Genomic DNA, 16,438 nt, shown 5'->3' on the forward strand with positions numbered 1-16,438 from the left:
TAAGAACATGCCAATGATTCCAACAGTAAAAGACCGTTCACCAAGAGGTGAAAGATATTTTGACCTTTTTTCAAAACTTTTAAACGACCGTGTCATCGTCATTACCGAACAGGTAGACGACCATATGATGGGTGTCATCGTATCTCAGCTTCTTTACCTTGAAGCTGAGGACTCTACTGAGCCTATCCATATGTATATAAGTTCACCGGGCGGTTCAGTGATGGCAGGACTTGCTATCTTGGATACGATGCAGCTTATCAGCGCACCTGTTCACACATACGCTATGGGTATGGTCGCTTCTATGGCAGCCGTACTTTTTACTTGCGGCGAAAAGGGTCACAGATATATGCTGCCAAACGCGGAGATCATGATACATCAGCCTTTAGGCGGGACATCAGGTCAGGCAAGCGACATCGAGATTCAGGCAAAACACATCATGAATCTTAAAAAAAGACTTTACAAAATTCTTTCAAAGGCGACTGGAAAACATGTTAAGACTATTGAAAAAGAAAGCGATCGTGATAACTATTTTGAAGCAGAGCAGGCAATTGCATTTGGATTGGCCGACACAATACTAAGCAGCACTGATAAAAAGGATAAATAATGAGCCAAGAAAAAACTTGTTCATTCTGTGGACGTAAACAGAGCGAAGTCAAAAAGATGTTCTCATCCGAGAAGACACATATCTGTAACGAGTGTGTCGCTACATGTTCTAGCATCCTGCAAAAAGAGGTAAAGTACGAACAGCGCGCACAGATGCAAGAACAGCTTCCAAAACCAGAGAAGATCGTCAGCTATCTTGACAAACATATCATCGGTCAGGAAGATGCAAAAAAAGTATTGGCAGTCGCACTTTACAACCACTACAAACGTATAGAGAACCCTATATACAATAATGTAGAACTTGAAAAAAGTAACATCCTGCTTTTAGGACCGACGGGAAGCGGTAAGACTCTTCTTGCTAAATCACTCGCGAAGATCATGAACGTACCGTTTGCCATAGCAGATGCAACGGCTTTGACTGAAGCGGGATATGTCGGTGAGGATGTCGAAAGTATCCTTTCACGTCTTCTTGCTGCTGCAAACTATGACATCGAACTTGCACAACGCGGAATCATCTACATAGATGAGATAGACAAGATCGCAAGAAAAAGCGAATCATCTACAATGGGACGCGATGTCTCAGGTGAAGGTGTACAGCAGGGACTTCTGAAGATATTAGAAGGCGCAGAGGTCTACGTTCCTGTAAAAGGAAGCCGTAAAAACTCTACGACAGAGACTGTTCTTTTTGATACGTCTCATGTCCTTTTTGTCTGTGGAGGGGCGTTTGTAGGTCTTGTCCCGGATACTAACAGTAAAAAAAGCAACAGAGTCGGTTTCGGTTCTGTCAAAGAGAAAGAGGCAAAAGAGTTCAAAGTCGACCAAAAAGCACTTGTCCATTACGGGATCATCCCCGAGTTCATCGGTCGTATCCCTGTTATCGCACAGCTTAAAGAGCTTACGCTTGATCAGATGGTACAGATACTTAAAGAACCTGACAATGCACTTATCAAACAGTTCCAAGCTCTCTTTGAGATGGACGGCATAACGCTCAAATTCGAGGAAAAAGCACTTGAAGCGATCGCAGAACAGGCGATAGAAAAAGGTGTAGGAGCCAGAGGGCTTAGAGGGATCATCGAAGAGGTGATGCTGCCGCTTCAATACTCTTGTCCGTCACGTGACAACTTAGAGACTTGTACCATAACCGAAGCGGTCGTAAAAGACCCGTCAAAAGAACCAATATTTACTTATAAGACAGAAAAGGAAGCATAAGATGAGAGTATATTTAGACAACAACGCAACGACAAAGATTGACCCGTTAGTAAAAGTAAAGATGCAGCCGTTTTTTGAGGAGCTTTACGGAAATCCGAACTCACTTCACCAGTACGGTATGGAAGTACGTCCTTACCTGAACGAAGCACTCGGTTCTATGTATGATTCACTTAATGTTCCTGATGAAGACGACATCCTTATCACTTCATGTGCGACGGAGAGTAACAATAGTGTATTAAAAGGTATCTTTTACAAGTATATCTTGAAAAACCCTGAGAAAAACCATATCGTCACTACTTCGGTAGAACACCCTTCTATGCTTGATACGCTCTCATTTTTAAGTGATTACGGCGTAGATGTGACTTATGTAGATGTCGACAATGAAGGCGGTATATCAGCAGAAGCCGTTAAAGCGGCAGTTACTGACAAGACCATCCTTATATCTATGATGTGGGCGAACAACGAAACGGGAATGATATTCCCTGTTGAAGAGGTAAGTGCATTTGCAAAAGAGAAAGGAATACTTTTTCATACGGATGCTGTTCAAGCTATAGGCAAGATCCCTGTAGACCTTACAAAAGTAAGCGTTGACTACCTGACATTTTCAGCTCACAAGTTCCACGGTCCTAAAGGGATAGGCGGACTTTACGTCAAAAAAGGAAAATCTCTGCCAAACCTTCTTCACGGCGGTGAGCAGATGGGCGGTAAACGTGCGGGAACACTTAATGTCGCATATATCGTAGGCATGGGACTGGCTATGAAACAAGCCGTCGGACATGTCGAAAAGATGAACACTGACGTAAGACGTCTCCGCGACAAACTTGAAGACGCACTACGTACAATTCCCGACACAATCGTAGTCGGACCGCGTGAGAAAAGAACTCCAAATACCATACTTATCTCTTTAAGAGGTATCGAAGGCGAGTCTATGCTGTGGGATCTAAACCGTGCCGGCATCGCTGCATCGACAGGAAGTGCCTGTGCATCCGAGTCACTTGAAGCGAATCCTGTTATGAGTGCTATCGGAGAAGACCCGGAACTTGCTCACACTGCGATGAGACTTTCTCTTTCACGTTTTACGACCGAAGAAGAGATCGACTATACGATAGAGGTATTTACAAAAGCAGCACAAAGACTTCGCTCTATCTCATCTACTTACGCTTACACAAACAGCAAGCAAGTAGGCTAATGCGTTACCTTATAGAGGTTCGCGTTGCGGATAAAAAGCCGCGACTTTTTCCTATTGATGCAAAAGATGAAGAGGAAGCCAAAGAGCGCTTGGCTCTTCGCCTTCCCCCAAATGAAAGAGACAACTTCATTATTGACAGCATTAAAATCGATCCTAAAAGTCTTGTAGATAGCGATCCATACGGTATATTTACAGAGGAATAAATAACTTTCTTCAGTCCACATGATGTATGAACATCCCCTCCTCTCTTCTAATTATAATAGAATCAAAATTGCATTATTTGAGTTATAAATAAATCAAAGGAATAGTTCAATGTCAAAAGTACAAGAGTTCATTTACGACAACAACCTGCAATGGCAGGCATCATTCAGTGCAAAAACAGATAAATATGCGTATGGCTACAGAGGAAGCCTCGTTATCACTCCGGGTAAAGTGCTCTCAGCAGACAAACAACTACCGCCAAAAGCAACAGCTACACAAGTCATCTTAGTAAGTAACAGCGACAAGATCGATTTTATCGCTTGTGAATTAGAAACTTTAGATTTCTTCGAGCCATTTGTAGAACGTTATAAAGATGTTCTGTCAACTGACGGTCTTTATATTCTTTTCGTAACAGACCTTGACGGTGACGGCAAGTTCGAATATGAAGGTTTTACATTCTACGCATTTTCACTTGATGAGAGTTCAGTATGGAATGAGCTTTTAGATCACGCCGACCTTTCAAAAGGCGATTTGAAAAAAGCAAGTGCTGAAGAGAAGATAGATATCGTTTATGATGAGATCAAAGGGACTACTTTACGTATGAGCGCTAAGTCTTACGACGAGATCAAAGCTCTTAAAAACGAAAGCAAAGGGAAAACGATTTTCGGAGCTGTATAAGCCTTTTTCAGCCTTTTAACGACTCTAGCAGTGTCGGAAGTTCACAGAGCTTTTTTATCCTATAGGTAGCACTGCTAAAGTCATGTGTCGCGGTAAACTCGTTTTCTACTACCGCACACTCTATCCCCGCATTTACAGCAGCACTTAAGCCTCTTTGCGAGTCCTCTATGACCAGACACTCTTTTTGCGATGCATCAAATTTTTTCATCCCTGCCAAGTATGGATCGGCATACGGTTTCGCTCTTGGATACTCCTCCACGCAGAGTGTAAAGTCCATAAACTTCACTATCTCTCTTTGTGAGTGAATAAGTTCAAAATCCTCACGTCTTGAAGTCGTTACGATACCCATCTTGTACTCATGTGAAAGTTCTTCAAGGACATCAAGCACTCCCTCTATCTCTATATGCATAGAGGAGATAAACTCTTGATAGTAGCTGTCTCGTCTACGTCTTTGTTCATCAATGACCGCTTTTGAGTGTCCATTTTTTTGTGCCACTTCCCAAGCTGTACCGCCTCTGGCCATTATCTCCATATAGACATCGAACTCTAAGTCCACATCTATCTCTCTTAAAGACTTTTTATTTGCTTCGTAGTACCATTTTTCAGTCTCGACGAGTACTCCGTCGTTATCAAAAAGAAGAAATTTTTTCATGGCGGGATTATATACTATTTGAACTTAGCAAAAATATGTAGTTTCATTTAACTTTGAGAGTTTAAAATGCGTTATGATAACATCAGTTAAAAAAGAGAGTCCATGGAAGAGTTTATAGCAAATTTTAGAACAGCGGTCATCGGTACAATCGACAAAGGGAATCTGCCGTTTTCTTCGTACGCGCCCTTTATCTATGACGATAACCGTTTTTATATCTATATCTCGGACATCGCGACACATGCAAAAAACATACAACTAAACCCGAATGCTTCTCTGTTTTTTATAGAGGATGAGAGTATGTCGTCAAACCTCTTTGCAAGAAAGAGGATCTCTTTACAGTGTTCTTCACAAAAGATACAAAGGCAGAGTGAACGCTTTGACGAAGTGCTTGATCTTTTCACTAGAAAGTTTGAGAGTTCCATGGTAGAGATGCTTAAAAAGATGATGGACTTCAACCTATATGAGTTACATGTAACCTCCGGCGAGGCCACTTTTGGTTTCGGCGAAGCCTATCTCATCGGTGGAGACGCGATGAACGAGCTTGTCCCTCGGCAAACAGCCGGAGGACATAAACAGCAGAAGTAAGTTCTCTTTGAGATTAGCATAAATATTTTATATGCTTATAATATATAATGAGAGATAATAATTACTTATTAGATCAAAGGAGTCGATAATGAATCTTTTCTCGCCTATAAAAATTGGAAATTACAATCTAAAAAATAGAATTTTTATGGCTCCTATGACACGATGCCGAAGCATCAAAGACAATGTACCAAACGACCTGATGGTCGAGTACTACGCACAAAGAGCAACGGCCGGGCTTATCATAACCGAAGGAACGCAGATATCTCCTCAAGGTATCGGTTACCCCTATACTCCAGGGATCCATACAGATGCTCAGGTACAAGGCTGGAGAAAAGTCACAAAAGCCGTACATGAAAAAGAGGGCAAGATCTTTTTACAGCTGTGGCATGTGGGGAGAGTATCGCACTCCTCATTTTTAGGCGGAGAACTTCCGGTAGCACCCTCAGCCATAAAACTCTTAGGTAAAAAATACACCTATGAGGGGATGAAAGATTATGAAAAACCGAGAGCACTTAAAGCCGAAGAGATAAAAGACATTGTCCAAGACTATGCAAATGCTGCCAAAAATGCGATGGATGCAGGTTTTGACGGTGTAGAGATACACAGTGCAAACGGCTACCTGCTCGACCAGTTCCTGCGTGACGGTACAAACCAAAGAAAAGATGAGTACGGCGGAAGCATCGAAAACAGAAGCCGTTTCCTTTTGGAAGTCATAAAAGCAGTGACTGATGCCGTAGGAGCAGACAAAACAGGTGTCAGACTCTCTCCAAGCGGAACGATGAACGATATGAGCGATTCAAATCCGCAAAAACATTTCGCCTATGTCTGCCAGAGACTAAACGACTGTGACCTTGCATATCTGCATATCGTCGATGCGCTTGAAGGCGACATAAGACACGGCGCAAATGTCGTAGAGCTCTCAGTACTGAGAGATGCTTACAAAGGTACTCTCATCGTATGCGGAGAGTATGATAAGGTCAAAGGAAATCTGGTCATTGAAAACCATCTTGCAAACGCCGTAGCCTATGCGAGACTCTTCCTTGCAAATCCCGACCTGCCAGAGCGTTTTAAAAAGAACGGCAAGCTAAACGAACCGGACAGCACCACCTTCTACACGCAAGATGCAAAAGGGTATACTGATTATCCGACGTTGTAAAATGTTACCCATTAGTTACTAAATAGACTTTATCATTGTCATCGGGTAAGAATTTTTTCTTGCTACACCAGACTAGGAGTCTACCATGACAGTTAGTTCTAACTACAATGCGTATTCATCTTACAGCTCTTCAGGTGTCTCGTCTTCTGAACATAGAAGAAAACCAGACTTTGAAAAGATGGCTCAGCAGCTACTGACCTCTATGGACAGCGACAACAGCGGTTCTATTGATAAAGCAGAGTTTAGTGCCGCAGCACAGGCTCTTGCATCAAATACAGACAGCAGTACCAGCACAGGAGACAGCAGTTCATCAACATCAGACATATTTAACACGCTTGATACAAACAGCGATGGAAGTTTAAGTACTGATGAACTTATGGCAGCGCTTAAGAACATGAAACCGCCTAAACCACCGCAAGGTGATGGACAAAATCAAAATGGCGAAATGCCGCCACCGCCGCCAGGAGGAATGCCACCACCGCCACCAAGCGATTCGACATCTGATGCATCAGGAAGTATGAGTCTTGACAAACTATTTTCTGCGCTCGATACGAATCAAGACGGCAGTATCAGTTCAGATGAGCTATCAGCACTTTTTAGCGATTCGACGAATCAAGAAAGTACTACAGCTTCATCCTCATCTCAAACAGAGACAACGACTAAACAGATCAGTAATGACTGGCTGCAAAAGATCCTTTCTTACTATGGAAACAACAGCAGTAATACTACCGACACTACATCACTTCTTAACACAAGTGCTTAATACGCATGCCCTGCTTTGGGCATGTTACTTTTTATTTACTTTCTTAAAGATATAATCGAAAAATGATAAACGTATTGATGATCGAAGACGACTGTGAATTGGCACAACTACTTAAAATGAGCCTACAAAAAGAGGATATAGAAGTAACTGTAGCTTCTACACCGCTTGAGGGTTTGAGTCTTTTTCAGGCAAGAAAGTATGATCTGCTCGTCTTGGATCTCTCGCTTCCGCAAATGGACGGAATGGAGATATGTCGTTTGATCCGTCAAGAAAGTGAAATCCCTATCATCATCTCATCTGCCCGTTCAGATATAAGAGATAAAATGATGGGCTTTTCACGAGGTGCAGATGACTACATACCAAAACCTTATGACTCTCAGGAGCTAGTCTTCCGCATCAACGCCATTATGCGTCGTATCCATCCAATGATGGCTAAAAAGTCCACTCCTTTTGAGATAGATGACCACCGTCATGAGATCTCAAAACATAACATTCCACTACAATTGACACAAGCAGAATACGATATTGTCTCATATATGATAAACAAAGACCGTTTTGTCATAGCACGTGAGGAATTACTTTTAAATATAGGCTCTATCAAATATGAAAGCAGTCTTAAAAGTATAGATGTTATTATGGGACGTATTCGCCAAAAAATAGGTGATGATCCTAAAAACCCCCGATATATAGTCTCTGTTCGAGGAATCGGATATAAGTTTATAAATGAATAAACATTCTATTATACGTCTTATCAGTGTATTTTTTATCCTTATATTCACTCTTATCAACGGACTGTTTTGGATAGCACATCAACATTTCACTAAACAACAAGAGGGTGAACAGATACGCCGTTTTCTTCTTGCTGACAGATTACTCCATAATGAACAACAAGATTTTTCTGTAGAGTTAACACAACTTATGATCAAACCTTCCAAACTATCTTCAAAAGAACTCTTGTCTAAAGGCAAGACATTAATAGAACTGCCCTTTGGGAAGATGATTAGCTATAGAGGTCACACATTTTTTACAAATATTAAACCGCCCCCTCCGCCGCCGTTTGCTTTTGAACATCTGGGATTCATGCCTCCGCCGCCGCTGGATATGAGAGAGTTTAGGACTCATGTCCTTGAAGATATACAGCCACATTCACTCGTGATCTTTTGGACAATACTAGCTGCGGTTGACTCTCTTATCTTGGTTTTCTTTATTTATCTTATCCGCAAACTGCTTCCTTTACACCGTCTTAAAAATGCGATCATCGCTTTTAAAGATGGAGACACCAACATTGATCTTCCGATCAAAGGAAATGATGAAATATCGCAGATAACCTATGAATTCAACTCTGCTTTAGAAAAGATCGCCGCGATGAGAGAAGCACGTTCCCTTTTTTTAAGAAATGTCTTACATGAACTAAAAACACCTATAATGAAGGGGTCTCTTACAACGGAGTGTCTTGAGACCTCTACTGAACAAGAACGCTTGAAACGTATTTTTTTTCGTATGGATTATCTTCTAAACGAATTTGCAAAAATGGAAAACTTTAACAGTGGAGAATGGCATTTAGAACTACAGGAGTACAGATTTGTCGATCTGCTCGACCATTCCTGCGATATGCTTCTTTGCGATAAAGAGAGTATAACGGTGCACGGTGAAGAAAATCAGCTTATCGTCAAAGTCGATTTTAAACTTTTTACCATTGCTTTAAAAAATCTCCTGGATAATGCACTTAAATATTCAATAGCAAAGCCTATAGTCACAATAAAAAAAGATGCCATCGAGATATGCAGTGCGGGTGATCCGTTACCTATAGAGAAACAAAACTTTACCAAGCCCTTTAACCGTGACTTTGAAGACTCATCTGCAGGTCTTGGACTAGGACTTTATATAACCGACTCCATACTGAAAAAACACGGTTGCCGACTTACTTACAAATATATAAAGGGACACAACTGTTTTAATGTCCTTTTTTAGACTAACCGTTCTCTGACACCGGCCTTAAATGCTTTCATTTTGGGCCTGGTTATCATCTCCATGGCGTCTTGACGAAGTGTCTTTATCTTTGAGTAGATCTGTGCTGTTGGAGTTTTACGGCCCTCTTCTATAAGTTCAAATACACTTTTGTCGAAGTAGTCGCTTTGTTTGTTCTCTATGGCGTCATAAAGCATCATAAAAATGCTTTTTTCAAGGTCGTCCATCTTACATGTATCGTCGGTTATCTTGAGTACGACGGTGATGGCACAGTCCCGCTCGAAAGCATCAAGCGAGTTTGCGACTGAGGGAATTTTACCTAAGTCGTACAACTTAGCCTACTTCTGATTCTTCAGGTTCTTCTTGGACTTTTTCACCTACACCGCGTTTTGTAAGAGGGATATCTTCACGGAATTTTTTCTCTTTGTATGCAGGAGATTTCACCTGTCCCTCTTTACTTGTTCCAAGTTTGTATATCTCGTCATTTAAGAAATGCTCGTCAAACTCTTTAGTAAAAGGCATATCCCATGTGATACATCCGATACTCGGACAGATCGCCGCACACTGAGGATCGTCATATATGCCGACACACTCGACACATTTATCAGGCTGTACGTAGTAGCGAGGGTTTCCCGTCGGATTATCCGAATCATCCACTATCGCCTCTACCGGACAGTTCTGCAGACAAGCATCACAAGTTATACAAGTATCGTTTATTATTACTGACATCAATATCTCCTTGATAATTAGTTAATATGTAATGACCTTGCATCATGTAGCTACAATCATTCTTTATCTGAGTATTTGCAAGATGCGTTCTAGAAGAGCTACATGTAAGGAAAATATTTGCAAAATTGTAGGTTTTTAGAAAATTAATATGAAATTTAAGGATTTTATTTTTTGTAAGTAAGAGTAAGAGGAGAAATTAGAATCTAATTATAAAGTTTCAATGTCTCTCCGACACTGACACGGTTTTCCCTCTGCTCTTTTGTGATGTTTTCTCTGTATGCTTGCGGATTAACGGCGGGGGAGAGTATGCCCTTCTTCTTATGCACGCGAATAACATAATCATCACTCTGTGTAAAGTGATCATTATACTCTTCGATGTACGGCATATCCCAGACTATACACCCTTCTGTCGGGCAGACATCGGCACATTTAGGCACGGCGGCGTCTACACACTCGATACATTTTTCCGGCTTGACATAGGTATATTCGGCATCCGTTAAAGGCGATTCGTCGGCACTTACGATCGCAGTCGCGGGACACTCCTCTATACAAGCATCACAGTTTATACATGTATCGGTGATAAGAACAGCCATTATGCACTCCTACTCTCTGCTTTGTGAAATATTCTTTGCAACCATAAGGGTGGATTATCATTTAACATCTCTTGCAGTTTTTTTGCAGCTTCTTCTATGCTCTCGCCTTCGGTAACACGTGCAGGGTGGATACCTGAGGCTTGAACCATCTTTGAAGCAGTCGGTCCGATCTGCGTACAGTACATTATGTCCGCGTCTCCGAGCGTCTTGATCTTGTAGTTTAACTTCTCCTGTTCACCCTCAGGCTCCTCTGAGCTGTCTACTACCTCTAAGAACTCGACTTTTTCTTTATCGACTTTGTAGATATAAAAACTTTTTGACCAGCCGAAATGCTGGTCTATTTTTTCACCTGTAGTCGATGCGAATGCTACGTTCATGATTCTTAAAACGAATCCATAACGTTCGCGTGTGATGTACGAGCATCCATAGATATATCCATAAATGCTTGTTCTTTTACTGTAGGAAGCATAAGACCTTTTGATTTGTGTTCACGGATCTTATATGTTCCTGCTTCGTTTCCTTCTGCATAGTAGTCGTTGAACTCTACAGTATAAGGCATATCCCAAACGATAGAACCTTCAGTAGGACAAGCTTCAGCACAACGAGGTGTGTCAGCGTGGCTTACACACTCTACACAAGTCTCAGGTTTTACATAAAATCTTTCACCCTCAAACGGGTTTTTCTCATTGTCATCAGGTAGTATCGCAGCTACCGGACATTCAGATGCACACGCATCACAGTTTATACACTCATCAGTTATCATTACAGCCATTGTTTTTCTCCTTGTTTTTTATACAAATAAATATGCAACTTTTATTCTGAACTATGCGTTACCGACTTTTAACGGATCTTCGACCGGTTCTATCTTGATATCCGTACCTCTTAAGAGCATTGTCGCACTACAACCCTCTTGCAGTTCAAGCTTGTCGTAAGCACTTGAAGTGATAAGCGAGATGATCTCTCCGAAGTCGCTGTTCTTTAAAGTCAATTCACATAAAGAGTTATTTTTTCTGACGCATTGCAGAGTCACGGGTAAAGTGTTTTCTATGGAGACTTTTCCCGGACAATCCTTACTCACACAGACAGAACCCTCTTGAAAATTACAATAGACCTTATCTCCCACTTTTAACCATTTCGGTCTTTGCGATCTGATAAGCTGCATCTTTGTGTCACCGCTATTGACATGTATATATGTCACGACATCACTCTCTTCGATACCCTCTACCGTTGCTATTAACTTATTCATATTTGTTGCCTACATTAGATAAAGTACGACATTTTTGTCGATCATTGTTTCAAAATGATTCAACAGCATATCTGCCGTTGATGTAGAACCCAAATGACACCCTGAACACGTTCCCTGATAGTTTAGCCATACCTGCGGTTTCTCTCCCGGTATATAGTTTACAAGTTCGATCCCGCCGCCGTCGATTGCAAGTGTCGGACGGATCTTCGTCTCAATAAGGTTTTCGACCAATGCTCTTTGTTTGATGGCGTCAAGTGCATGAAATATTTCATTTTTTTCTGTCGCTATAGATGAGTTGCTCACATAAGTGATGATCTCTTGAGCCTGCTTGTTGTCATTGTATGCAGCGGTGATAAGATAACGCATAGCCTCTGCATTGTTCCCTTTTTGTTTATAAAGTATCCCGGTTTTTAGTTGAGAGTCCACATGTCCGCTGTCTGCACCCATCTTGTAGTATTTCAGCGCTTCATCTTCGTCTATACTGCCTAACATCCCTTTTTCATAAAAGATGCCGAGGCTGTGCTGTGCTTTAGTGCTGCCCAGCTCTGCAGCCTTAAGAAACCATGATTTTGCAAGTTCATAGCTTTGAGTACATCCGCGTCCCTGCATATGCATGATAGCAAGATTGACCATCGCATCCGGATTATTGGGTGCGGCCTCTTCGAAAAGTCCATAAGCTCCTATATAATTTTTTGATTCAAACTCTTGTATCGCTTTATTAAATATTTCGCTCATACTATTTTCCTTTTTCTATGTACATTTTAAACTCATTATGCATCAATTGTTCTAGAACTGTTTTTGCACTTAAGTGTACGAGACCTGGTTAACAGCTGATATATAAGGAGCTAAAATGATTGCAATTCCGGTTGACTCTGCATCCATCGATGCAAAATCATCAAAACTTTTTGGAAATGTAAAAATGTTTGCTATCTATAAACCGACAGAAGATGCTTTCTTTTTTATACAAAACAAGGAAAGCGGAAACGGCATAAACACTGCCAAACTACTAAAGAAGTGGGACATAAAAAGCGTAGTCTATTCATATATGGGCAACGGTCCCTTCTCTGAACTGAACAAAGACGAAATTGATGTCTATTACATAGGAAAAGAGCCTATGGGACTCTCTGATATCGTCAAAAAGATCGGGGAGGATTCGTTTATAAAAGTAGATGCCGACAATGCTTCGACATATCTTGATCCAGGTACATCATCCCAAAATTGTGAGTGTACATGAAAACAAATGAGATACTAACGACAGAGATGCAACAGATCAAGGCTATGATAATCGATACCGTAACACAGCGCGATGCGTTTAAGACCGAAATGGAATTATGGTATCAGGAACATCCAAAACTACACTATCCGAATATGAAAAACCTCATACTGATAGATGCGACACTGTCCAAGCTTGACAGTTTCTATAAGAAGTTATGGGATTATCATAATGCAAAGTAGTCTATGAGCGAGACATACAAGAAAAAAGCCAGACTTATAGATGAAATATCCGATATAGAGCAGTATAAGCCTATCTTGGAGAAAGACAGTTTTAAAAAAGATGAGCCTCATTGGAGAAGTATCAGTAAGAACACGATCACGCTTTTTCAGGTGCTCATCGACCAAGACCTGAGAGATCTTGTAAATGTTCTGAGACATTATCCAATATATACCGAGTGGGTATGTGAGCATTTTAGATATGCCTATAGTTACAGCGAGAACGAAGCGGACATCGATGCGGCTTCTGAACTCCTTGTGCTTGGAGAAGAGCACTTTTCAAAACAGTTTGTAAGAAACGTCGTACGTAAACTTCCAAGGTGTGATGATATGAGTGTCGAAGAACTTTCAAAACTGGCTTTACATGTAGAGCAGAACCATAGCGACTGGCACCCGATAGTGACCAACTATCTGTGCGACAATATTACAAAAGCGGTTAACAGATCGAACCTGCATCCGCTGCAGCGGATAGTCGTGACAAAACCGATACTGAGCATAAAGCGTAAAGAGACCTACATATATGATGCCGAAGACCGTGATGCGGTTTTAGACATACCCTATATGAACTAAAAAAATGGAGATAAGATGGATAAAGAAACACTAACACAAGACCTTTTAAAACATGCGAGAAACGCTTTTGAAACGGCATCTACAATACATGACAACCAAAGGGTTGAAGTCTATCTTAACGACGGCGTGGCAAAGACATCGGATGTCTTGGATGAAGGGGATGAGATCGTCTATACTCCCTCACGTATACTTTGTTATCAGATACACGGGTATGACTACTTAGAAGATGAGATAAAGACCTGGATAGACTTTGCAAGAAAACTGCAGCAGCCTACAGATGACGGAATGCCGCTTCCCGAACCTACAAGTGTCGAGAAGTCGATACGCGAACTGATAGACGAGATCGCAAAAAGAAACGGCGTGAACAGAGATATGGTCAGCTCTTTTGAGGTATTTGCAAACCTGCCTATCGACCTGCTTGGAACGATAGAACAGCAGATAATCGAATACTGGTGGAGTGCGGACGAAGAGGAAAACGGAAAGAAACTGGCACTTGCACAGATAGAAGAGGCTTTAAAAGGGGTCTAATACCCTTTTCTCTTCAACTCGTAGTAGTTTTTACACCCCTCTTCAAATCCTGCATCACATGCTTTTTTATAAAGCTCCGTGGCTTTTTTCTTGTCCTGCTTTACAGTATACCCGTAGTTGTACATCTTCGCGACTTTAGCACAGTCTTCGCCGTTACCCGAGATACACACTTTCAAAAACAGTTCTTTTGCTCTTAACTGATCTTTTTCCGTGCCGTATCCGAAGTAGTACATAGAGCCTAGCTTATCGCACGCTTCCATAAAACCGTCGCTGCACGCCTTTGACCAGATGCTTATGGCATCATCAAGATTGCCCTTCTCATACGCTGAAGAACCATCTTTAAAAAGGTCTGCATTAGCACTTATGCCGATGAGGAGAAAAAGAGATAAAACTGTTTTTTTCATTGCTGTTCCTTATATGAGAAAATTATAGCAGAACTCTCTAAATCAATTGATTTTTAATGAACTCCATATAGTGTCCCTCTTGCTCTTCAAGCTCTTTATGTGTCCCGCTTTGCACTATCTTGCCGTTGTCTAAGACATAGATCATATCTGCATTTTTAACGGTACTTAAACGGTGTGCGATGGTGATGACGGTCTTTTCTTTTAGTAGTGGCATAATGGTCGTGTAGAGTTTTGCCTCCGTTTGCACATCAAGTGCGGAAGTGGACTCATCAAAGATCACTATACTCGGGTCTGCGATGATCATCCTCGCTATGCTAAGGCGCTGTCTCTGCCCGCCTGAAAGACGGATACCGTGATGCCCGACTATAGTATCAAGACCTTGCGGCATCGCGTCGATCATCTCGCTCAGCTGTGCTGTATGTAGTGCTTTAAATATCTCATCGTCACTAATGCTCTCATCTCCCATCGTTATGTTAAAACGAAGCGTGGAGTTAAAGAGTATGGGCATCTGAAGTACCAAGAATATCTTCTCTCTTAAAGAGTGTTTATCGAGTTCCTCTATGTTTATGCCGTTACATGTAATGACTCCGCCATCCTTTTCATAAAAGCCCGATATCACCTGAGCCAGTGTCGTCTTCCCGCTACCGCTTGCACCGATAAGTGCTATCTTAGAGCCTGAGGGGATATCAAACGAGATATCTTGAAGTATCTGTTTGTCGGCATTGTATGAAAAGCTGAGATTTTTCAGTGAGATATCTACATGTACAGAGTCGATAACCTTCTCACCGCTGGCTTCGGTCTTAAGAGCGAGTATCTTATTAAGGCGTTTTATTGCTGCCATCGCAGAAGCGTAGGAGTATTGCATGGAGAGGATATCCTGTACGGGAGTCATGATAAACCAGATGTAGCCGAACATCGCGAACATCATCCCGATACTCAGGTCACTGTATGCCACAAGAAGAAGTCCGCTTGCACGTAAAAGTTCGAACACAATGAGAAAGATCGTGTACGAAAGCTTCTCAAATGCTACACTTTTGTAGCCATACTCGTTTGAAGTCTTTTGTATGTCGGCCGCCTGAACGATCGCTTTTGAGAAAAAGTAGTCCTCTTTGTTGCTTGCTTTTATCTGTCCGTAAAGTTCCAAAGTCTCACCGATCTCGCTTTGAAACTTCTCGATAGACTCGTTCTCCTCTTTTTTGAGCACCCCTACTCTTTTTGCCATCTTTTTACTGACAAACATGATAAGAGGCTGGATAAAAAGGATCAGGATCCCAAGAAGCGGGTCTATCATTATCATCACCACGCCCACGGCAAGCAGGGTCAGCACAGAAGAGACAAAACGGCTTACACTTGTGATGATAAAGCTGTCAAGCGTGTTGACATCGGTGATAAGATTTGCCGTGATAGCTCCGCTTCCAAGAGTCTCATACTCGTTCATTGACGCGATCTTAAGATGTTTTATCAGCCTGCGTCTGATCATATATGTCACATATTTAGATATCTTTGTAAATATCTTCGTGATGATGACACCGAAGACAAAGTAGATAAAACGTAAAAAGATGACTGCCAAGGTGACGATAGCTATGTAGTAAAAAGCACTTCCAGAACCAAAAAGATAATCGATCGTACCCACAAAGTGCGACGGTTTATGCAGCAGGACCTCATCGACCATCACCGGAAGCATAAGCGGGATAGGCACGCTCAGCAAGATAGTGATGACGGTTATGATCTGTCCGTATATCAAAGCAGGCTTGTTATGCAGTATGAGTTTAAATATATATTTTAAAGTAATAGGTTCGTTATTCATGATGTAATTATATCTCTTACATGTAAAATCTTTATCTTTAGTGTAAAATTATAAAAACGCTTTAAA

The 16,438-nt window shown here is 41.5% G+C and carries 24 protein-coding genes; 14 read left to right on the plus strand and 10 right to left on the minus strand.

All coding sequences use genetic code 11. The annotated features are described in order from the left end of the window. Window positions 1-7: 7 nt before the first annotated feature. The 5 genes from WCX87_RS07850 (at window position 8) to WCX87_RS07870 (ending at window position 3,880) form a co-directional block, all read left to right on the plus strand. Window positions 8-604, plus strand: a complete 597-nt coding sequence (locus WCX87_RS07850; protein ID WP_345979023.1) for an ATP-dependent Clp protease proteolytic subunit — start codon at window positions 8-10, stop codon at window positions 602-604. Next, window positions 604-1,812 (plus strand): ATP-dependent Clp protease ATP-binding subunit ClpX, encoded by a 1,209-nt coding sequence (gene clpX, locus WCX87_RS07855; protein ID WP_345979024.1) that lies wholly within the window; start codon window positions 604-606, stop codon window positions 1,810-1,812. Before WCX87_RS07850 ends, clpX begins: the two co-directional genes overlap by 1 nt. 1 nt (window position 1,813) lies before the next feature. Beyond that, entirely contained in the window at window positions 1,814-3,001 is a 1,188-nt protein-coding gene (locus WCX87_RS07860) for a NifS family cysteine desulfurase (RefSeq protein ID WP_345979026.1), read from the plus strand. Further along, window positions 3,001-3,204, plus strand: coding sequence for a hypothetical protein (locus WCX87_RS07865; RefSeq protein ID WP_345979027.1), 204 nt, complete (start codon window positions 3,001-3,003; stop codon window positions 3,202-3,204). The genes WCX87_RS07860 and WCX87_RS07865 overlap by 1 nt, the downstream gene beginning before the upstream one ends. Before the next feature lie 109 nt (window positions 3,205-3,313). Continuing rightward, window positions 3,314-3,880, plus strand: a complete 567-nt coding sequence (locus WCX87_RS07870) for a hypothetical protein (protein ID WP_345979028.1) — start codon at window positions 3,314-3,316, stop codon at window positions 3,878-3,880. Between the two features lie 7 nt (window positions 3,881-3,887). Here WCX87_RS07870 and WCX87_RS07875 read toward each other — a convergent pair whose 3' ends face one another. After that, on the minus strand, window positions 3,888-4,532 hold the full coding sequence (locus WCX87_RS07875) for an HAD family phosphatase (RefSeq protein WP_345979030.1): 645 nt from the start codon (window positions 4,530-4,532) through the stop codon (window positions 3,888-3,890). 102 nt (window positions 4,533-4,634) lie between these two features. On the opposite strand from WCX87_RS07875, the gene WCX87_RS07880 reads away from it, so the two are divergent. The 5 genes from WCX87_RS07880 (at window position 4,635) to WCX87_RS07900 (ending at window position 9,007) form a co-directional block, all read left to right on the plus strand. Next, window positions 4,635-5,117, plus strand: coding sequence for a pyridoxamine 5'-phosphate oxidase family protein (locus WCX87_RS07880; RefSeq protein ID WP_345979032.1), 483 nt, complete (start codon window positions 4,635-4,637; stop codon window positions 5,115-5,117). Between the two features lie 88 nt (window positions 5,118-5,205). Continuing rightward, window positions 5,206-6,273, plus strand: a complete 1,068-nt coding sequence (locus WCX87_RS07885) for an alkene reductase (RefSeq protein ID WP_345979034.1) — start codon at window positions 5,206-5,208, stop codon at window positions 6,271-6,273. Between the two features lie 85 nt (window positions 6,274-6,358). After that, window positions 6,359-7,036 (plus strand): EF-hand domain-containing protein, encoded by a 678-nt coding sequence (locus WCX87_RS07890; protein ID WP_345979035.1) that lies wholly within the window; start codon window positions 6,359-6,361, stop codon window positions 7,034-7,036. Between the two features lie 62 nt (window positions 7,037-7,098). Then, window positions 7,099-7,767, plus strand: coding sequence for a response regulator transcription factor (locus WCX87_RS07895; protein ID WP_345979037.1), 669 nt, complete (start codon window positions 7,099-7,101; stop codon window positions 7,765-7,767). Continuing rightward, complete coding sequence (locus WCX87_RS07900; protein WP_345979038.1) at window positions 7,760-9,007, plus strand: ArsS family sensor histidine kinase; 1,248 nt, start codon at window positions 7,760-7,762, stop codon at window positions 9,005-9,007. The genes WCX87_RS07895 and WCX87_RS07900 overlap by 8 nt, the downstream gene beginning before the upstream one ends. On the opposite strand, the gene WCX87_RS07905 is transcribed toward WCX87_RS07900, so the two are convergent. The 7 genes from WCX87_RS07905 to WCX87_RS07935 form a co-directional block, all read right to left on the minus strand. Further along, on the minus strand, window positions 9,004-9,336 hold the full coding sequence (locus WCX87_RS07905; RefSeq protein WP_345979039.1) for a hypothetical protein: 333 nt from the start codon (window positions 9,334-9,336) through the stop codon (window positions 9,004-9,006). The genes WCX87_RS07900 and WCX87_RS07905 overlap by 4 nt on opposite strands. A gap of 1 nt (window position 9,337) precedes the next feature. After that, on the minus strand, window positions 9,338-9,733 hold the full coding sequence (locus WCX87_RS07910; RefSeq protein WP_345979041.1) for a 4Fe-4S dicluster domain-containing protein: 396 nt from the start codon (window positions 9,731-9,733) through the stop codon (window positions 9,338-9,340). A gap of 203 nt (window positions 9,734-9,936) precedes the next feature. Then, window positions 9,937-10,326, minus strand: a complete 390-nt coding sequence (locus WCX87_RS07915) for a 4Fe-4S dicluster domain-containing protein (RefSeq protein ID WP_345979042.1) — start codon at window positions 10,324-10,326, stop codon at window positions 9,937-9,939. Further along, window positions 10,326-10,703, minus strand: a complete 378-nt coding sequence (locus WCX87_RS07920; RefSeq protein ID WP_345979044.1) for a NifB/NifX family molybdenum-iron cluster-binding protein — start codon at window positions 10,701-10,703, stop codon at window positions 10,326-10,328. Before WCX87_RS07920 ends, WCX87_RS07915 begins: the two co-directional genes overlap by 1 nt. Window positions 10,704-10,708: 5 nt before the next feature. Further along, on the minus strand, window positions 10,709-11,098 hold the full coding sequence (locus WCX87_RS07925; protein WP_345979046.1) for a 4Fe-4S dicluster domain-containing protein: 390 nt from the start codon (window positions 11,096-11,098) through the stop codon (window positions 10,709-10,711). A 51-nt stretch (window positions 11,099-11,149) separates the two neighbouring features. Then, window positions 11,150-11,572, minus strand: coding sequence for a hypothetical protein (locus WCX87_RS07930; RefSeq protein ID WP_345979048.1), 423 nt, complete (start codon window positions 11,570-11,572; stop codon window positions 11,150-11,152). 9 nt (window positions 11,573-11,581) lie between these two features. Further along, entirely contained in the window at window positions 11,582-12,307 is a 726-nt protein-coding gene (locus WCX87_RS07935; RefSeq protein WP_345979050.1) for a NifU family protein, read from the minus strand. 115 nt (window positions 12,308-12,422) lie between these two features. Between WCX87_RS07935 and WCX87_RS07940 the strand changes: the two genes are divergently transcribed. Genes WCX87_RS07940 through WCX87_RS07955 form a run of 4 tightly spaced genes read left to right on the plus strand, consistent with a single transcriptional unit; the run spans window position 12,423 to window position 14,161 of the window. Continuing rightward, window positions 12,423-12,806 (plus strand): NifB/NifX family molybdenum-iron cluster-binding protein, encoded by a 384-nt coding sequence (locus WCX87_RS07940; protein WP_345979052.1) that lies wholly within the window; start codon window positions 12,423-12,425, stop codon window positions 12,804-12,806. Further along, window positions 12,803-13,027 (plus strand): hypothetical protein, encoded by a 225-nt coding sequence (locus tag WCX87_RS07945; RefSeq protein WP_345979054.1) that lies wholly within the window; start codon window positions 12,803-12,805, stop codon window positions 13,025-13,027. The genes WCX87_RS07940 and WCX87_RS07945 overlap by 4 nt, the downstream gene beginning before the upstream one ends. Before the next feature lie 3 nt (window positions 13,028-13,030). Next, window positions 13,031-13,633 carry a hypothetical protein gene (locus WCX87_RS07950; RefSeq protein WP_345979056.1) on the plus strand — a complete coding sequence of 201 codons (603 nt, stop codon included), beginning with the start codon at window positions 13,031-13,033 and terminating at the stop codon, window positions 13,631-13,633. A 15-nt stretch (window positions 13,634-13,648) separates the two neighbouring features. Further along, window positions 13,649-14,161, plus strand: a complete 513-nt coding sequence (locus WCX87_RS07955) for a hypothetical protein (RefSeq protein WP_345979058.1) — start codon at window positions 13,649-13,651, stop codon at window positions 14,159-14,161. Here the strand turns inward: WCX87_RS07955 and WCX87_RS07960 are convergent. Both WCX87_RS07960 and WCX87_RS07965 read right to left on the minus strand, forming a co-directional pair. Further along, window positions 14,158-14,565 (minus strand): tetratricopeptide repeat protein, encoded by a 408-nt coding sequence (locus WCX87_RS07960; protein WP_345979060.1) that lies wholly within the window; start codon window positions 14,563-14,565, stop codon window positions 14,158-14,160. The genes WCX87_RS07955 and WCX87_RS07960 overlap by 4 nt on opposite strands. A gap of 37 nt (window positions 14,566-14,602) precedes the next feature. Beyond that, a complete protein-coding gene (locus tag WCX87_RS07965; RefSeq protein ID WP_345979062.1) occupies window positions 14,603-16,372 on the minus strand; it encodes an ABC transporter ATP-binding protein in 1,770 nt (589 codons plus the stop codon). Window positions 16,373-16,438: the final 66 nt, after the last annotated feature.

Origin of the sequence: Sulfurimonas sp. HSL3-2, from assembly GCF_039645965.1 — a bacterium.
In the GTDB taxonomy this organism is placed as follows: domain Bacteria; phylum Campylobacterota; class Campylobacteria; order Campylobacterales; family Sulfurimonadaceae; genus Hydrocurvibacter; species Hydrocurvibacter mobilis.

Bases quoted from the DNA above. Each gene is read 5' to 3' on its own strand.
- WCX87_RS07890 (WP_345979035.1), top strand. From the start codon at position 6,359: ATGACAGTTAGTTCTAACTACAATGCGTATTCATCTTACAGCTCTTCA.
- clpX (WP_345979024.1), top strand. From the start codon at position 604: ATGAGCCAAGAAAAAACTTGTTCATTCTGTGGACGTAAACAGAGCGAA.
- WCX87_RS07860 (WP_345979026.1), top strand. From the start codon at position 1,814: ATGAGAGTATATTTAGACAACAACGCAACGACAAAGATTGACCCGTTA.
- WCX87_RS07955 (WP_345979058.1), top strand. From the start codon at position 13,649: ATGGATAAAGAAACACTAACACAAGACCTTTTAAAACATGCGAGAAAC.
- WCX87_RS07935 (WP_345979050.1), bottom strand. From the start codon at position 12,307: ATGAGCGAAATATTTAATAAAGCGATACAAGAGTTTGAATCAAAAAAT.
- WCX87_RS07965 (WP_345979062.1), bottom strand. From the start codon at position 16,372: ATGAATAACGAACCTATTACTTTAAAATATATATTTAAACTCATACTG.
- WCX87_RS07910 (WP_345979041.1), bottom strand. From the start codon at position 9,733: ATGTCAGTAATAATAAACGATACTTGTATAACTTGTGATGCTTGTCTG.
- WCX87_RS07945 (WP_345979054.1), top strand. From the start codon at position 12,803: ATGAAAACAAATGAGATACTAACGACAGAGATGCAACAGATCAAGGCT.
- WCX87_RS07850 (WP_345979023.1), top strand. From the start codon at position 8: ATGCCAATGATTCCAACAGTAAAAGACCGTTCACCAAGAGGTGAAAGA.
- WCX87_RS07875 (WP_345979030.1), bottom strand. From the start codon at position 4,532: ATGAAAAAATTTCTTCTTTTTGATAACGACGGAGTACTCGTCGAGACT.
- WCX87_RS07940 (WP_345979052.1), top strand. From the start codon at position 12,423: ATGATTGCAATTCCGGTTGACTCTGCATCCATCGATGCAAAATCATCA.
- WCX87_RS07895 (WP_345979037.1), top strand. From the start codon at position 7,099: ATGATAAACGTATTGATGATCGAAGACGACTGTGAATTGGCACAACTA.
- WCX87_RS07900 (WP_345979038.1), top strand. From the start codon at position 7,760: ATGAATAAACATTCTATTATACGTCTTATCAGTGTATTTTTTATCCTT.
- WCX87_RS07960 (WP_345979060.1), bottom strand. From the start codon at position 14,565: ATGAAAAAAACAGTTTTATCTCTTTTTCTCCTCATCGGCATAAGTGCT.
- WCX87_RS07865 (WP_345979027.1), top strand. From the start codon at position 3,001: ATGCGTTACCTTATAGAGGTTCGCGTTGCGGATAAAAAGCCGCGACTT.
- WCX87_RS07930 (WP_345979048.1), bottom strand. From the start codon at position 11,572: ATGAATAAGTTAATAGCAACGGTAGAGGGTATCGAAGAGAGTGATGTC.
- WCX87_RS07920 (WP_345979044.1), bottom strand. From the start codon at position 10,703: ATGAACGTAGCATTCGCATCGACTACAGGTGAAAAAATAGACCAGCAT.
- WCX87_RS07915 (WP_345979042.1), bottom strand. From the start codon at position 10,326: ATGGCTGTTCTTATCACCGATACATGTATAAACTGTGATGCTTGTATA.
- WCX87_RS07950 (WP_345979056.1), top strand. From the start codon at position 13,031: ATGAGCGAGACATACAAGAAAAAAGCCAGACTTATAGATGAAATATCC.
- WCX87_RS07925 (WP_345979046.1), bottom strand. From the start codon at position 11,098: ATGGCTGTAATGATAACTGATGAGTGTATAAACTGTGATGCGTGTGCA.
- WCX87_RS07880 (WP_345979032.1), top strand. From the start codon at position 4,635: ATGGAAGAGTTTATAGCAAATTTTAGAACAGCGGTCATCGGTACAATC.
- WCX87_RS07870 (WP_345979028.1), top strand. From the start codon at position 3,314: ATGTCAAAAGTACAAGAGTTCATTTACGACAACAACCTGCAATGGCAG.
- WCX87_RS07885 (WP_345979034.1), top strand. From the start codon at position 5,206: ATGAATCTTTTCTCGCCTATAAAAATTGGAAATTACAATCTAAAAAAT.